Annotated in this window: 17 protein-coding genes and 1 pseudogene; all 18 read left to right on the top strand. The window is 35.4% G+C overall.

The genetic code is table 11. The annotated features are described in order from the left end of the window. The first annotated feature begins 1 nt into the window (after window position 1). The gene (locus LIZ87_RS15275) at window positions 2–382 is read left to right on the top strand and encodes a hypothetical protein (RefSeq protein WP_264468021.1); all 381 of its coding nucleotides are present in this window, start codon (window positions 2–4) and stop codon (window positions 380–382) included. Then, window positions 360–1,544, top strand: coding sequence for a glycosyltransferase family 4 protein (locus tag LIZ87_RS15270; RefSeq protein WP_227148236.1), 1,185 nt, complete (start codon window positions 360–362; stop codon window positions 1,542–1,544). Before LIZ87_RS15275 ends, LIZ87_RS15270 begins: the two co-directional genes overlap by 23 nt. Further along, the gene (locus LIZ87_RS15265) at window positions 1,541–2,734 is read left to right on the top strand and encodes a glycosyltransferase (RefSeq protein WP_227148234.1); all 1,194 of its coding nucleotides are present in this window, start codon (window positions 1,541–1,543) and stop codon (window positions 2,732–2,734) included. Before LIZ87_RS15270 ends, LIZ87_RS15265 begins: the two co-directional genes overlap by 4 nt. Then, the gene (locus LIZ87_RS15260; protein WP_227148233.1) at window positions 2,731–3,372 is read left to right on the top strand and encodes a dTMP kinase; all 642 of its coding nucleotides are present in this window, start codon (window positions 2,731–2,733) and stop codon (window positions 3,370–3,372) included. Before LIZ87_RS15265 ends, LIZ87_RS15260 begins: the two co-directional genes overlap by 4 nt. Before the next feature lie 82 nt (window positions 3,373–3,454). Next, entirely contained in the window at window positions 3,455–3,814 is a 360-nt protein-coding gene (locus tag LIZ87_RS15255) for a hypothetical protein (protein ID WP_227148232.1), read from the top strand. After that, window positions 3,811–4,860: a phosphotransferase family protein gene (locus LIZ87_RS22610; RefSeq protein ID WP_227148231.1), complete on the top strand. Its 1,050-nt coding sequence runs from the start codon at window positions 3,811–3,813 to the stop codon at window positions 4,858–4,860. Before LIZ87_RS15255 ends, LIZ87_RS22610 begins: the two co-directional genes overlap by 4 nt. Window positions 4,861–4,995: 135 nt before the next feature. Continuing rightward, window positions 4,996–6,165: a nucleotidyltransferase family protein gene (locus LIZ87_RS15245; protein ID WP_227148230.1), complete on the top strand. Its 1,170-nt coding sequence runs from the start codon at window positions 4,996–4,998 to the stop codon at window positions 6,163–6,165. Window positions 6,166–6,170: 5 nt separating this feature from the next. Next, entirely contained in the window at window positions 6,171–7,277 is a 1,107-nt protein-coding gene (locus tag LIZ87_RS15240) for a glycosyltransferase family 4 protein (RefSeq protein WP_227148229.1), read from the top strand. A 12-nt stretch (window positions 7,278–7,289) separates the two neighbouring features. After that, window positions 7,290–8,489 carry a glycosyltransferase gene (locus LIZ87_RS15235; RefSeq protein ID WP_227148228.1) on the top strand — a complete coding sequence of 400 codons (1,200 nt, stop codon included), beginning with the start codon at window positions 7,290–7,292 and terminating at the stop codon, window positions 8,487–8,489. Between the two features lie 67 nt (window positions 8,490–8,556). Further along, window positions 8,557–9,546, top strand: a complete 990-nt coding sequence (locus LIZ87_RS15230) for a hypothetical protein (protein ID WP_227148227.1) — start codon at window positions 8,557–8,559, stop codon at window positions 9,544–9,546. Between the two features lie 3 nt (window positions 9,547–9,549). Continuing rightward, window positions 9,550–10,125 carry an acyltransferase gene (locus tag LIZ87_RS15225; RefSeq protein ID WP_227148225.1) on the top strand — a complete coding sequence of 192 codons (576 nt, stop codon included), beginning with the start codon at window positions 9,550–9,552 and terminating at the stop codon, window positions 10,123–10,125. 30 nt (window positions 10,126–10,155) lie between these two features. Then, entirely contained in the window at window positions 10,156–11,373 is a 1,218-nt protein-coding gene (locus LIZ87_RS15220; protein ID WP_227148223.1) for a glycosyltransferase, read from the top strand. Next, complete coding sequence (locus tag LIZ87_RS15215; RefSeq protein WP_227148221.1) at window positions 11,374–12,510, top strand: glycosyltransferase family 4 protein; 1,137 nt, start codon at window positions 11,374–11,376, stop codon at window positions 12,508–12,510. It abuts the gene before it with no gap. Window positions 12,511–12,514: 4 nt separating this feature from the next. Then, window positions 12,515–13,681 (top strand): hypothetical protein, encoded by a 1,167-nt coding sequence (locus LIZ87_RS15210; protein WP_227148219.1) that lies wholly within the window; start codon window positions 12,515–12,517, stop codon window positions 13,679–13,681. Between the two features lie 24 nt (window positions 13,682–13,705). After that, a complete protein-coding gene (locus LIZ87_RS15205) occupies window positions 13,706–14,224 on the top strand; it encodes an acyltransferase (protein WP_227148217.1) in 519 nt (172 codons plus the stop codon). Beyond that, window positions 14,224–15,528 (top strand): flippase, encoded by a 1,305-nt coding sequence (locus tag LIZ87_RS15200; RefSeq protein ID WP_227148215.1) that lies wholly within the window; start codon window positions 14,224–14,226, stop codon window positions 15,526–15,528. Before LIZ87_RS15205 ends, LIZ87_RS15200 begins: the two co-directional genes overlap by 1 nt. 115 nt (window positions 15,529–15,643) lie before the next feature. Beyond that, a complete protein-coding gene (locus tag LIZ87_RS15195; protein ID WP_227148213.1) occupies window positions 15,644–16,873 on the top strand; it encodes a nucleotide sugar dehydrogenase in 1,230 nt (409 codons plus the stop codon). Between the two features lie 37 nt (window positions 16,874–16,910). Further along, window positions 16,911–17,027: pseudogene (locus tag LIZ87_RS15190) on the top strand (GDP-mannose 4,6-dehydratase); the annotation flags it as partial. Window positions 17,028–17,086: the final 59 nt, after the last annotated feature.

Genomic DNA, 17,086 nt, shown 5'->3' with positions numbered 1-17,086 from the left:
GATGGCCATTCATGAAAAAAGGCTGGACAATTATTTTATATTTGAAAAATTCGTCAAACCAGAACAAGCATTATCCCTTTGTGAGGTAACGGTATTGCCTTCTGAAAAAGAGGGGTTTGCGATATGTGCAATTGAAAGTTTTTTAATGAAAAGGTTACATATTAGAACAAAGACTGCGGGATACAGTGATATGGATGATTGCTGCATAGGAATAGATATCGGAGACGATGTTGCATTGGCAAAAGAAATAGAAAATTATCTGGATGGAAAGGATTATAGTGAATTGATTGAGCATGCATATGAAACTACCAAAAAAAAATTCACTGTCGATGTAATGACCAGTCACATATTAGATGTGTATGAGAAAGCAATGGCTAAATAAAGGTGAAAGCATGACAAAAAAAGTTCTTATTGTTGCACAAGTAATTCCACAATGGTATGTAGATACATTAACAAACGCATTGGGAAAAGATGTGTATATTGATATCATAACAGGAAGCGAGGTAAAGGGGAATGTAATCCATTCACCAGGACATGATTCAAGAAGCCTTAAATCCAGGTTAATCTGCTGGGCAAAGCATTATCTATTTATGAGAAAATGGATGAAAAATAACAAATCAAATAAATATGATATGATTTTTGCTATTTCTAATCCGCCAATTAATTCCTATGTGGGACTTAAATTAAAAAAGACATTTCATGCACCGTTTATTTATATGAATTGGGATTTGTACCCGCAAGTGATTGAATCAGCACTGCATGATCCCATGGCCAGATTTATATGCGATATTTGGAACGGATGGAACAGCAGAAATTACAAAAAAATTGATCAGGTACTTACAATTGGGAATGTAGTTGCAAAATCCATGAACGCCGGGCTGAAAAGTCCGATTAATATTAAAGTAATACCAATAGCGGCTGATATTAATAGATTAAAGCCAATAAGTAAATGGAATAACAAGTTTGCAATTGCACACGGCTTAACAGATAAGTTTATTGTTCTGTATTCTGGTAAGATGGGAATGGGGCATAATATAGAACTTATTCTTGATGCTGCGAAAAGTTTAGAAAATAGAAAGAATATTTGCTTTGTGTTTATAGGAGAGGGATCAAAATTTGAAGTAATAGAAGCTTTTATCGAAAAGAATAATTGTCAAAATATAAAGCTTTTCCCACTTCAGTCAGAGGAAATGTTTCCCCATTCTATAGCATGTGGTGATGTTGCCATTGTATCCCAAGAAGGTTCTATGGCGCATTTATTTATGCCGAGTAAGACATATAGTATGATGGCATGCGGTCAAGCGATTATTGGAATAGGAACCGAACACGATGATTTATATGAGTTAATTACGAAATATGAGATAGGTGAAACTGTCATTACTGGGAAAAAAGAAGAACTGGCTGAGAAAATATTGGGACTTTATGAAGATAACAATAAATTGAAAAAATATCAAGAAAAAGCAAGAAAAGTGGCTGAAGAACACTATGCTTTTACAGTGATTGAAAAGAAATATAAAGAACTCTTTCAGAAGGTAATAGGATGATGAAAGTTCTATTTATTAATGAAACCTGTGGCAGAGGAAGCCACGGACGAATCTGTACAGATATAGCAGATATAATCACAGAAAATGGTGGACAATGTAAAATTGGATATGGTAGGGATACCGTGCCTGATAATTATCAGAAATATGCCATAAGGATAGGAAACTCTTTTGATATTTATATTCATGTCCTGGGGTCAAGAGTATTTGACAATACGGGATTCTATTCGGCGGGAGCAACAAAAGAATTTATTCACAAAGTCGAGGAGTTTAACCCGGATATTATTCATTTACATAATCTTCACGGATATTACATTAATATCAAACTGCTTTTTGAATATTTCAAAACTTGCGGAAAACCAATTATATGGACGTTGCACGATTGCTGGCCGTTTACCGGACATTGCACATGCTCTGACTACATTGGCTGTGATAAGTGGAAAACAGGTTGCTTTAGGTGTCCGCAAAAAACAAATTATCCGACATGCAATTTGGTGGATAATTCAAGGGGGAATTTTAAAAAGAAAAAAGAGTTATTTACAAAGATACCAAATTTATACATAGTAACCCCATCCATATGGCTGAAAGGCCAGGTTGAGGCTTCTTTTTTATACGAGTATCCGGTAAGAGTTATCGAGAGTGGTATAGATCTTAGGACTTTTAAGCCATCACAGGGAAATTTTAGAGGAAAGTATCATCTGGAAAATAAAACAGTGCTGTTATCTGTCGCTAATGCATGGTCAGATAGAAAGGGGTTGGCAGAGTATTATAAATTGTCAGAAATGCTGGATGATTCTTACCAGTTGGTAATGGTAGGCAACTTGCGTGGGGAAGCTCTTCCCCAAAATACATTGCATATTGAACATACAAATAACCAGCAAGAGCTTGCCGAAATCTATACGGAGTCCGATGTATATCTCAATTTTTCATGCGAAGAAACGCAAGGATTGACTACTGTGGAAGCTTTGGCATGTGGGACTCCTGTTCTGGTGATCGACAGAACGGCAATAGCAGAGTGTGTGAATGATTCATGCGGAGTTGTTTTAAAGGCATTTGACGAGCATACTATGCTGGACGATATCAACACAGCAAAATATAAAGAAAAAGAGGCATGTTTAGCACAGGCAGCGAAATATGAAAAGGGAATTTGTTTTGAAAAGTATATTGCATTCTATGAGGAATTGGTAAAATGATTAGCTTTAGCGGGATAGACTGCAGCGGAAAATCTACACAGATTGAGCTGCTTTGCAAAGAACTGGAACGAAAAGGGAAAAATTATAAGGTTGTGTGGAGCAGAGGAGGATATACTCCGGGAATTGAATTTGTAAAAAAAATAATCAGAGGCGGAAGGGAAACAAGCAAGGAGAAACATCTTGCGCATTCAGCCAAAGTAAATGAAAACCCAATGAAAAGAAAAATATTGTTTTTAGGATCGTTAATGGATTTATGGCTATTTTATTCCATCGGCTTGAGGCTGATGGGAATCGGAAGAACCATAATATGCGACCGCTATATATGGGATACCTATATTGATTTTAAAATGAAATATCCAGAATATGATTTTGAAAAAGGCGTCTGGTGGAAGCTGACATTAAAAACGATGGTAAAACCGAGGCCAGCGCTTTGTTTGTTTATCCCAGCCGAGGAATCCATGTACAGAAGCACGCTAAAAGAAGAACCTTTTCCCGAAAAAATCGAAGTCCGTCAAGAGCGCATTAATTGGTATATGAAGGAACTAAAAAACAATAGGTGGGATTATGTGATTGATGCGACATCATCCATTGATACTGTTTTTTCTGTTATTAAGGAGCGAATGGGATGGGAAACATAATGTTTATTATGGACATGCCATCGTATGTGATGAAAAGGGAGTAAATCAACATATACTTCGCGCACAGAAAGACTTGCATGGAATGAAGTACGGATTGGTTATGGTTCATCCTTCTACATTTGTTACAAAGGCTGCTTACAATCGCTACGGTATATTCGATAAGAATTATAAATGTTCAATGGATTATGAACTGTTGCTTCGTTTTTATAGAGGAGGAGCAAGAGTTAAATACATTGATAAAGCCCTGGCTGTGTATCGCCTGGGCGGTACAAATATGAAATATCGAAAGAGAACGATAACCGAAGTTAAAAATATTTCAATTAAGTATGGTGCAAATCCAATTATGGCCAATATTATAAGAATTCGGAAGTCAGTTATTGACAAAGTCAGGCCAATATTAAAGATATTGAATATCCGAAATCATAAGGTGGAAAAGCTGTGAAAATATCAGAAATGCTAAAAAGAGAGAATTTCTATGAAATTAATAGAAAGACATTAAGCTCCTTCTATGCAGATGGAACTGAAACGACTAAGCTGTACATATATCCTAAATTGAATGCCATTGTTTCCCAAAAGCCATCTTCAAATGTGAAAGGATACCTTCTTTGTGAGTATTCTGTTCGATCCAATATATTTAAGAAAATAATTGTTCTAATGTATGTCAATCTTTGTATGTTAAGTAGGGGGATTTTATCTGACAGAGCGATAGAAGTCAGAGGAAAAATCAATAATGATATATTAATTTATCCATGTAACAAAAAATATAGGATTTTTGATTTTAAGAAGCAGACAGTAGATGTCATCATAAAAGACGGTTTTTGCGCTTCGGATTTGAGGCATGAAATTGAGTTTAGAGGAAAGGATTCATTGCCCTCTTTTGTTCCAAGATTGCTTAGTTTTTCGGAAAAAGGATACAAGGAGATAATTATTGATGGAAGGCCATTGGCGAGAATAGGTGATGGATTTCAGAAATATAGAGACATGGCTTATAATCAGCTTTGTGCCTATATGGCATCACAGGCGGATGTAATTGATAGTAAAACGTATGTAAGAAAACTGAAAAGAAAAACAGAGGAGCTGGCTACTGATAAAGTAAAAGATAAAGAATGTTTGCAAAAAATTATTTCCACATTTGAAAAAATCAAAATAGAGGATGAGATTCCAATATCCTTTTCACATGGGGATCTGCAAGCAGGCAACATATGGGTTGAAAATAAGACGGAGAAAGTATTTATCATAGATTGGGAGTCATGGGGAGTCAGGAGCTGTTGGTATGATAAGGCGGTTCTTTATGACAATTTACGTCCTGGCGGTTTAGATGCTTATTTTAAAAATAAGATAGACATCACTGAACGAGTAGTTGTTTTGTTTGAAGATTTGATATTTCAACTAACTGAATTGAATAATTTGCCTGGGAATTTTGGAGAAGAACAGTTTGAGAAATACCTATTGCAATTGAATAAATATATTGAAAGAATGGGGACTTGAGAGGTTATAAATGTATCCGTAAAGAAAAAGGAGAAATTAATGGATAAGCAAAAGCAAAAGGGAAAATTATGGTTGGCATGTTGGCTGAAGCATATTTGCTGTAATTAAATATACACATTGAAGGAATGTAAGACTATGAATTATAAATTATTTGATTTTCTTAGTGATGAAAAATTTAAGTTGATGCTTGACATGGCGAAAGAAGTCCATGGACAAGATGAAGCACAACAAATTATAAATAGATTCAATAAAGTAGATAAAAATGCCTTTTTTAATGTATGCCATGAGCATGAATTAGATGGTGTAGTTGGCGCATATGCCTATTCATTAGGGCTTAATTTGCCGGATGAATGGAAGAAAGAGTATGAGAAACAGAAGTACCGACAGGAATTTTTAAAAGAAAAGGCGAAAGAAATATGCACAATTATGGATGACCAAGGGATTCCCATGGTCGTTTTAAAAAATGGTGGTATAATGATCAGCATGGTAAGCGAAGCTGTTAAATGTCCGATGGAGGATATAGATTCTCTTATTAAGAAAAAACACTTTTATAAGGCCCATGAGGTTCTAGTAAAGAACGGATTTGTGTTTAAGTTTAGAAGTGCTTTTGAGGCAGAAAAGTTGGATGATGCCTATCGTCATGGATCCTCAGAATATTATTTTACCATGCCGGATGGAGATAAAATGTGGTTTGAATTGTCTTGGAGAGCTATAGATGGACGATGGATTCGTCCCGATGTGGAGCCGGACACAGATGGTTTTATTGACAGATCATTTGTCCCAGAGGGGACTAAAGTGCATGTTCTTTCTAAGGAAGATAATTTACTTCAGGTTTGCATCCATACGGCAAAGCATTCTTATGTACGTGCGCCTGGTCTCAGGCTCCATATGGATGTGGACAGAATTGTTGCCCATAATGATATTGATTGGAAACTTTTTATTAAAAAGGTAAAAAATACCCATGTTTGTAAATCTACTTATTTGAGTCTTTTTATTCCAACTGTATTATTTGGAACAAAGGTTCCACAATGGGTATTTGATGAGCTTAAATCGAAAAGCACAGACAAATTGTTAGTGATGCTTGGAAAAGTGGGGTTGCCCCATCCTCAGGAAAGAAAGTTTAGCAAATTACAGTTCCTGAGATTCCAGATGGCGCTGTATGACAGCAAAAACGATATGCTGCACACATTATATCCCAATAAACAGTGGATGCAGGAAAGATACGGATGTAAAAATAATGTACAAATTGCCCAAGCTGTTATAGTAAGAGGTTTGGATCTTGTAGGTATAAGAAAGAAGAAATAGTGATTATGAGGATAGTGTTTTTTTCGGCATTTATCAGTCCGCATGTAAAACCGTTTTGTGATTGTTTGTATAAGAGAGAAGAAGTTGATTTTGTATATGTTCAGACAATGGTACTATCAGAAGAAAGACGTCGAATGGGATATGATTACGCTGAAAAGATACCTTATCTAATAGACCTTTCTTCAAATAAAAAACAACAGTATAAAATGGCAGAGGAAGCAGATTGTGTGATTATTAATACAGGTTCAGCGGATTCCAATATTGTTAAACGAAGAATTATTGAGAATAAGCTGACATTCTTTTGTAATGAAAGACTCTTCAAAAAGGGGATCGTTAAATTTGCTGATCCTAAATTGTGGAAACAGTTTTTCCTTAATCAGAAGGCGCATGGAAAAAACACATATTTACTATGTTTGGGAAATTTTGTGTGCAAGGATTTTGAAAGTATTGGTTTTGAATCCGGTAAAAGCTTTAAATTTGGATATTTTCCAGAAGAGTCGAAGGGAGCAGTATATACAGAAAGTGAAAAAATACGAATTATTTGGGTAGGCAGAATGATAGGCTGGAAACAACCAGAAATAGTAATTGAAGTTGCAAAAGAATTGGAAAAAAATAAAATAAATTTTGAAATTAATATGATAGGTGATGGACCACTATTTGATAGAGTGAGACAAAAATGTGAACTGCTTAATGACAGGAATGCTGTTCATTTATTAAAGATGCTGCCTAATGATGAAGTGCGAAAATATATGGAACAATCAGATGTCCTTCTGATGACAAGTAATCGGCAAGAAGGTTGGGGAGCAGTTGCCAATGAGGCTTTAAGTGCTGGAACACCTGTGGTAGCATTTGAAATGATTGGTGCATGTCATTATATTATTGTTGATGGCTTTAATGGTTATATTTGTCGTGAAAATGATATTAAGTCAGTGGTCACTTGCCTAAAAAAAGTTAAGAGTAATTATAGCATGTTAAGAACCAATGCATGCAAAACAATTGAATTGTGGAATGCAAAAATTGCTGCAAGTCGATTTTTAACTTTGATAGAAAGAATGCAAGAATTATCTCAAGTGGAATATTATTTTAAGAGTGGACCATTAAGCAAGGCATAAGAGGGAGATATTATGAAGATATGCTTAGTTGGCTCATTACTGCCAACAAAAATTTTTGATGATATTGTAAGAAAAAGTAAATATAAACCATCAAACGCTCCTGAAAATTTTCAGTTAATGTTGGCAAAAGGATTGTCAGAGCAAATGGACTATTTAACAGCTATTTCCTTTCCTACCATGGCACCTTATCCGAAAGGTCCAGAACTATTTTTACAAGAAAAAAAATATACTATTGGTAGTGATATTGAGATTGTTTCTGCTCCAATGATTAATATTCAAGGATTTAAACAAAGATCGATTTCGCACCATGCGTATAGATATGTTAGAGACTGGCTTAGAAACACTAATGATGATAAAAAAATAGTTATTTCATATTCAGATTATCCTCCTTATGCAGATGCCTGCCGCAAGGCATGTGCTAGAGATGATAAGGCATCCTGTGTACTTCTGATGACGGATTTGCCTACCTTTTCTCTTTATGAGCATAAAAGTAATCCTTATACATGGATGATGAATCGCATGGATCGGGATAGAATAAGGAATTTTGATCAGTTTGATGCATATATTTTGTTGACAAAGTACATGCAAAAAGAGATGCGTATAGAAAATAAACCGGTTGTAATTGTAGAAGGCTTTTCAGATCCTGCTGCTTATGATTTTGATGAGAAAAAAAATGCAAAAAAGACATTGATGTATGCAGGCGCACTCTCAACGGTACATAATATTAGGACTTTAGTTGATGCATTTTTAAGAACCGATATTGATGCTGAGTTTTGGATTTTTGGTGGAGGTGACCAGCAAGAATATGTATGTGAAGCTGCATCAAAGGACAAGAGGATTAGATATTTCGGAAAAGTGTCTAGGAATGAAATGCTCCATGCACAGAAAAGGGCACATGTGCTTGTAAGTGCAAAATCAACAGATGATCGTCATACAAATTTTGCATTCCCATCGAAGATACTTGAATATATGACATCTGGAACTGCAGTGCTTACCACTCGTGTAGGAGGAATCCCAGAAGAATACTTTGACTATGTATATACTATAAATGATGAAAGTATAGACGGGATAGCAAAAAGCATTGAAAAAACATTGAATATACCGATTGAGGAATTGACTTTGATTGGTAATAGAGCAAAAACATTTGTGACTGAAAAGAAGAATTATTCGGAGCAAGCCAAACGAATTGTAGAGTTTTTAAATAAACTTTAAAGGATTAAGTCTCAACTGGCTGCTGGGTACTGAAACCCTACACTTATATATTAGGAGGAGAAAGAGTATGTATTGGGATGGAATAAATCCATTACAAATGGCTACGAAGGATTTTGATATGTTCTGGAAGTTTTATCCAGCGGCACTCACCAGAATGGCAGTGTGGAAAGTTACAGGAAAGAAACTTCGATCACCTTATTACGGTGGCCATCATGTTTTATCTCAAAATCAAGCGAACGAATGGCTAAAGGGGGCATTGTATAAAGAAGAACCTTTTATGTTTGGTAGACATGGTAGTAATGAAATATTAATGTCTTTACATGCATTAGCGTTTAAAAAGGGGATTACAGATAAAGTTGTTACAGCGGATTATCTTGAAGCTTGTTGCGAACACTCTGGTTTTTTTCCTGTGACGGATGAAGCATTAATTAAATTTAACGATTTAATTATGGAGGCTACCAGCCAAAGTGATTTATATGGTACGTTTAGACAGATAGGGGAAGATTATTATATAAAACATTTTTTAAGAAAAAATGCGAAACTTACCCATACCAATACAATGGATTTTTGGAGATACGAGGAGCCGTTCACGTATGCATTAAAAGGACAGAAAGTTTTAGTAGTTCATTATCTTGCTGAGCAAATTAAAGAGCAATATAAAAAAAGAAAACTATTGTTTAATAATCCCAAAGTTCTCCCGGAGTTTAAGCTAGATGCAATGCCAGCCGTTCAAACAATCGCAGGAAATCGCGATCCGCGGTTTGCTACTTGGTTTGAAGCTTTGGACTATATGTATGATGAAACTCAAAAATATGATTTTGATGTGGCTATTTTGGGATGTGGTGCTTATGGTATGCCTTTAGCCGCAAAATTGAAGAAGGACGGTAAAAAAGTTATTTATATGGGAGGAGTGATCCAAATGTTGTTTGGCATTAAGGGAAAGCGCTGGGATAAGGAGCCAAAGGCGGCAGCTTTATATAATAAGTATTGGGTTAGTCCAGATTCTAATTATATTCCAAAAAGATTTGATACTGTTGAGGAAGGATGTTATTGGTAAAATATGGTTAAAGATCTTGTGAGAAATATCATAGCATTTCCATCTGCATTTTTTAACAAAATACGGCTTAGAATACATGGGGTAAGCATTGGCATTGGATCAGTTGTTAAAGGGAAAATATATATTGTAAATAAAGGGAAAATTACAATAGGTGATAATTGCATAATTAACGGACGAAATAAATATGATCCTATTGGTTGTGGTGAGGGATGTACATTAGTGACAGAGAAGAATGGAAATATCTGTATAGGTTCTAAATGTGGGATTTCTAATGCGGCTATTTATTCCAGGGCATCAATATGCATAGGGGATAGAGTCTTACTTGGAGGCGGGGTAAAAATATATGATACAGATTTTCACTCAATTGAGCATATTTGGCGTGGAACTGTAGAAGATAAATTGCATGCTTGCAGTGAATCGGTAAATATTGGAAATGATGTTTTTATTGGAGCTGGAGTAACTATTTTGAAAGGTGTGACAATTGGAGATAGAGCAGTTGTAGGGGCAGGAGCAGTTGTTACAAAAGATATTCTGGCAGACGAAATATGGGCAGGAAACCCTGCGATAAAAATTCGGTAATGATAAAATAAAACAGACAGGATTTATTAAATGAAAGTTGTTCAGATTAATGCGTTGGGTGCAACGTTAAGTACAGGCAGAACTACTAGGGAGATGCATAACTATTTCCTTAGTATGGGGATCGAAAGCTATATCATTACAGCATGCAATTCTGATTGTGATGATGCTTATGCTGTTTCTAATATGAGGGCCATGCATGTAGATTCATTTCTTACGATGGTAACAGGATTAGAGGCATATCATTCAAGAGGAAAAACAAAAAAATTAATTTATTATCTTAAGCAAATAAAGCCAGATATTGTTCATTTGAGAGTAGTGCACAATTCGTTTTTAAACCTAAAGCTGCTTCTAGAATATTTAGGTGAAAATGATGTTGCAACAGTTATTACATTACATGATTTTTGGTTTATGACAGGTAAATGCTGTTTTTATAACCATATTCCTTGTTATCGGTGGGAGTCTGGCTGCCATGATTGTCCTTCTATGAAAGAAGATAAAAGAAAAAAATGGTTTGATAAATCTTTTAAGATGTGGAATGACAAGAAAAAGTGGTTAAATAATATACCAAGGTTGGCAGTTGTAGGAAATTCTAAGTGGACTGCGAATGAATCACGGCGCTCCATATTAAAATGTGCGAAAATTATCGAACCAATATATAATTGGATTGACTTTCAAGACTTTCATCCCTGTGATGGCACATTGCTTAGAAAGCAGTTGAAATTAGGCTTTAAGAAGATAATTCTAGGAATTTCTGCTAACTGGGCTCAAAATGATAGAAAAGGGTTTGACAATTATTTAGATTTGGCAAAAATACTTCCATCAAATTACATAATCATTTTAGTTGGAAATATTCATTATGACGGTATTTTGCCAGAAAATATATATTCTTTACCAAGAACCAATAGTGTGGCGCAGTTGGCAGAGTACTATTCAATGGCAGATGTATATTTGAATCTGGCCGTTGGAGAAACCTTTGGGAAGGTTTCAGCAGAAGCTATATCTTGTGGAACACCTGTTGTTGCTTTTAATGCAACTGCAAATCCTGAAATTGTGCCACCTGGGGCAGGTATTGTTATAGACAACACGAATCCGCAGACAATTCTTAGTGCATTACAAAAAATTTTTTTAAAAGAAAAAGCTTACTATAAAGAAGCGTGTTTAAAACATGCAAAAGAGAATTTTGATAAGGATACTAACATTGAAAAGTATATTAATCTTTATCAAAGATTACTGAATTGGAGTAACTAAATGAGAATAGCATATTTTTCAAGTGTTCTAAATCATCATCAAATAGAATTATGTGATTGTTTGTACAAGCTTCATGGAGTCGATTTTGTATTTGTATCGACAATGGACATTGAACAGCAACGCATAGATCTTGGATATAAATTATATGATCGTCCCTACAATCTGATGATGCATACGTCCTCAAATTTAAAAGAACAAGCAGAAGAATTATTTCAGAACGCAGATGTTGTTATAGTGGGGGTTTTTTTGGAAGAATGGCTTCAGAAGAGACTGAAAGCGAATAAAATAACATTCCTTTATAAAGAGAGATTATTCAAAGAAAAGCCGTCTCAATATTGGAAAATTCGATGCCAGTTGTTTGTTATGCGGGAGTATTGGCCACATAGAAAAAAAGCATTTTATATGTTGGCAGCGAGCGCATTTGCATCGGTAGATTATGCTTCATTAGGTGTATTTAAAGGTAAATCCTTTGCTTGGGGATATTTCCCTCCAATGATTCAATATACGGAAGAACAGATAGTAAAAAACAAAAAAAATAGTGTAATTTATATTTTTTGGGCTGGAAGAATGCTGGAGTGGAAACATCCAGAATATGTTCTCGATGTGGCAGAAAAGCTTGTAAAAGAAAAACAGAGTTTTCATATAGATATGGCAGGAAATGGGCCGCTTTTAGACATGATACACGAAGAAATAGAAAAACGGAAATTATCAGAGTATGTATCAGCGCTTGGATCCATGCAGCCAGAGAATGTGCGCAGGTACATGGAGAAAGCCAACATTTATTTATTTACGTCTAATCGAGAAGAAGGATTTGGAGCGGTATTAACGGAAGCAATGAATAGTGGATGTGCAGTTGTTGCAAGTGAGACAGCTGGCGCTACGAATTTGCTTGTTAAAGATGGTATAAACGGCTTGATTTATAAGCATGATTCTAGTGATGAATTGCAGAGAAAGATAATTTCATTAATAGCTGATAAGGATGCAATGAATCGATTGGGAATTGAAGCGTATCGCACAATATTAAAAGAACAAAACTCATCAATTGCAGCAAAAAGATTTAGTGCAGTTGCAGAGGCAATGGTTAATGGGAAAGAATGGCCTGTATATACAAGCGGTCCTATGAGACTTATGGAGTAAAGAGATGAAAATGATGAAGCGAGTCATGGCAAGGAATGAAATAATAAAAATATTGATATGTATAGTGAGTGTGCTAAATTTGGCTATATTCATATTTTCATCTGATAATTTCTATAATTTGGGATTTTTTTCCTTATCAGCTCGAATGCTTTTGATTGTTAATATGTTGATCTTTATGTGTTTAGTAACAAAGCGAATTTTTGAATGCAGGGTGTTTTATACATTAGTTTTATTGATTCTGATGATTTTCGCTGCGTACTTTTCATTTTTAATGCATCCGTATGGATCCAGAATGGATTTTATTATTTTGCTGGCGGGTTATTTGGCAGTGCCAATTTATATACTGGTGATACCAGAAATAGATACTACAGATAGTTTGCGTAACTGGTTTAAAGGAATTAGCTTATTCTATGCTCTGTTTTTTATATATTGTGGATTTTTGAGACCTACCTACAGAAAAGGGACAAATGCTTTGATGCTGGGATATTCAAATTCTAACAGAACTGGCGCGTATATACTTCTTACAGTAGTCTTAATGATTATTTTGTTTTCCAGGGAAGAAAAACGTTGGATTAAAGTGAGTATCTGGATGGTTGAAGTTAGTCTTATGTATTTGATGATTTTGACTCAGAGTAGAACAGCATTTTTAATAGCACTGGCTTGTTTGTTATATTCGGTAATCTCCAGGGCACCCCAGATAGGTAAGAAATTTTCGATATTTTGTATTTTATTTCCTGCAGCGTTTCTGATTTTGTATGTATTTATATATAGACAAGGTTGGTTATTGCATACAACAATTTTAGGTAGAACAATTTATAGTGGACGACAATATACGTTCATTGCAGAGGCACAATCTATTTCTGCATTCGGAAATTATGCATTAGGACAGTTTGCAGGTTTAAATTATGTTCAAGCTGTGCTAAATACTCTTGGAGTCATGGGGATTGGTTTATGCTGGTTTTATTATATTCGTTTTTTTAGTAGTGAATTCCTAGATAATTGCGATTCTGGCTTTTCTAAAAATTTATCGAGGTTTTGTTTTAGTGTGCTTATGTTACATGGATGCACAGAAACATCGTTTTTCACGGGTGGAACTGTTTATGCAGGGATGATAGGGTGTATTTTATTAGCCATGAGTATGAATAGATCAATTGAAAATGAAGAACTGTAACAGTGGACATATGTGGAGGATATAATGTTTGGATATTTAAAAAGGCGTTATTGTTTCCTTTTGCTTAATCATATATATGACAACCAAACGTCAAAGATTGCTATAAATAAAAAAAATAAATATTTGCGAAAAATGGGAAATTCTATAGGTAATAACGTTCGTGTTATGGGTCCATTGCATTCCTATTGTCGTTTGACAATAGGCGATAATACATTTATAGGAACGGAATTCCGTTGTGAAGGAAGGGGGAATGTTTATATAGGGAGTAATTGTGACATTGCGCCACAAGTGACCATTTTAACGGGAACACATGAAATTGGAACATCTGAGAAACGGGCAGGAAAGGGAATTACCGCAGATGTGAGAATTGGAAATGGATGTTGGGTTGGAGCGCGTAGTATCATTTTGCCTAATATTAATATTGGAAATGGTTGTATAATTGGAGCAGGTGCTGTAGTTACACATGATGTTCCTGATAATTGCAAAGCACTTGGTATTCCAGCTAAAATTTTTCCAATTAAGGACAGTAAAGAGGATATATAATGAATAAAACCTTTTACGATTTGAAAAAGAGGCTTCTAAATAATAAAGAGATTAAAAATGCAGGATGGATAATAAGCGGAAGAATCTTTCAAATGGTATTATCTTTGATTGTTGGATTATTGACAGCAAGATACTTAGGACCGAGTAATTACGGGCTTGTTAATTATGGCGCATCTTATGTTGCGCTATTTTCATCTATCTGTACCCTTGGTATTAATTCAGTAATTATAAAAGAATTTGCAGATAATCCAGATGAGCAGGGAACAGCATTAGGAACAGCAATTTTTTTGCGAGCAATTGCAGCAGTATTTTCTGCGGCAATGATTATTGTAATAGTTAGTGTAATTGATCGAAATGAATCACTAACAATTTTAGTAACAGCATTATGTAGCGTTGCGCTTCTTTTTCACATTTTTGATACAATAAATTATTGGTTCCAGTTTCGATATGAATCTAAAGTGACAGCAATGGTAGCTTTGGCGGCATATTCAGTTGTTTCTGCATATAAGATTGCACTTTTGATTTTAGGCAAAGATGTCCAATGGTTTGCTTTTTCCACATCTGTAGATTATATAGTTGTAGCAATATTATTATTACTTGTATACAGGAAACATGGCGGACAATGCTTTAAGATTTCAATAGCTAAAGCAAGATCATTATTATCTCAAAGTTATCATTATATTTTAGCTGGGATGATGGTTTCAATTTATGGACAAACTGATAAGTTAATGTTAAAACAAATGCTTGATGAAACATCAGTTGGATACTATTCAACGGCAACAGCTATTTGTAGCATGTGGGTTTTTATCCTGGCAGCAATAATAGATTCTTTATATCCAACGATTATTCGCTTATATAATGATGGAAACAAAAAAGCTTTTGAACGTAAAAATAGGCAATTATATGCCATTGTTTTTTATGTATCTATGTTTGTTTCGGTTCTTTTTTACTTTTTTGGCGGATTTGTTATAAAAATTCTATATGGAGATGCCTATATTCCAGCGATAATGCCTTTGAAAGTGGTTTCATGGTATACCGCCTTTTCCTATTTGGGTACTGCAAGAAATGCATGGATAGTGTGCGAGAATAAACAAAAATATCTAAAATATATTTATATAGGTGCAGCAATTATAAACGTAATGATGAACGCAATTTTTATTCCATTATGGGGAGCCACAGGTGCTGCATTTGCATCGTTGGTTACTCAAATTATAACTAGTCTAATATTGCCATTATTTATGAAAGAATTGAAATCTAATGCAAAACTCATGTTTGAGGCTATCTTGTTAAAAGATGTAAAATAGGTGAAATAGTATATGCAGCCTTTATTAATTCGGAGTGATACTTGCATTTGAATTAGGAGCAATTTGGGCAAAAATAGAGGTGTATTTTATTACATGCAAGGGAGAAAAGTGCATTATGAAAAAGAGAATAGCAGTAGCAGGAACCGGCTATGTAGGCTTATCGCTAGCGGTGCTCTTAGCACAGCATAACCATGTCATCGCTGTGGATATTATTCCAGAAAAGGTAGAACAGATCAATCATAGAAAATCTCCTATCCAGGATGAGTATATTGAACGGTATCTGGCCGAGAAGGAACTTGATCTAATCGCTACTACCGATGGCAAAGCTGCTTACAGGGATGCAGAGCTTGTCATTATTGCGGCGCCTACAAATTATGACAGTAAAAAGAATTATTTCAATACCAGTGCAGTGGAAGCTGTTATTGAGCTTGTGATGGAAGTTAATCCAGATGCTCTTATGATTATTAAATCCACGATCCCTGTGGGATACACTAAGATGATAAGAGAAAAATTTCATAGCAAAAATATCATTTTCAGTCCGGAATTTCTCCGGGAGTCCAGGGCATTGTATGATAATTTGTATCCAAGCCGCATTATTGTCGGATGTGATGAGAATACGGAAGAGGCGGCACATATATTTGCGGAGTTGTTGCAGGAGGGCGCAATAAAAGAGAATATTGATACACTCTTCATGGGATTCACAGAAGCGGAGGCGGTAAAGCTGTTTGCCAATACCTACCTTGCGCTACGTGTATCCTATTTTAATGAGCTGGACACCTATGCGGAAATGAAAGGCCTGAATACACAGGATATCATTAACGGCGTATGTCTGGATCCGCGTATCGGTTCTCATTATAATAATCCGTCCTTTGGCTATGGAGGCTACTGCCTGCCAAAGGACACAAAGCAGCTTTTGGCAAACTATGCAGATGTGCCGGAAAATCTGATCGAAGCTATTGTAGAGAGCAATAGAACGAGGAAAGATTTCATTGCGGAACGAGTGCTGGAGCTTGCGGGTGCCTATGAGGCGAATGACAGCTGGAGTGTGGGCAAGGAGAAAGAAATTGTAATTGGCATTTATCGCTTGACAATGAAGAGTAATTCAGATAATTTCCGTCAGAGCTCTATCCAAGGGGTTATGAAACGGATAAAAGCGAAAAGAGCGATACTGATTATTTATGAACCGACACTGGAGGATGGAGTTACATTTTTTGGCAGCAAAGTAGTGAATGACTTAAACAAATTTAAGGAAAAGAGTCAGGCAATTATTGCAAATCGCTATGATAGCTGTCTGGATGATGTAAAAGAAAAAGTTTATACAAGGGACATATATAGAAGAGACTGACATTTTTGTTAAGAAAAAAATTACGGAGGAATCACAAATGAATAAGAAAGCATTAATTACAGGAGTCACCGGACAGGATGGCTCCTATTTATCTGAGTTTTTACTGGAAAAGGGCTATGACGTACATGGCATTATCCGCCGTACATCAGTGGATTTCAGATAGTGTCAATAGTTTTTCGCAAATTTAATTCCTGCCGTTCAGCAGCTGGCAGT

The sequence above is a fragment of the Lacrimispora sp. 210928-DFI.3.58 genome, from assembly GCF_020554865.1.
Lineage (GTDB): Bacteria > Bacillota > Clostridia > Lachnospirales > Lachnospiraceae > Enterocloster.
The sequence above is the reverse complement of the archived record's forward strand: the minus strand, read 5'-3'. Positions and strand labels throughout refer to the sequence as shown.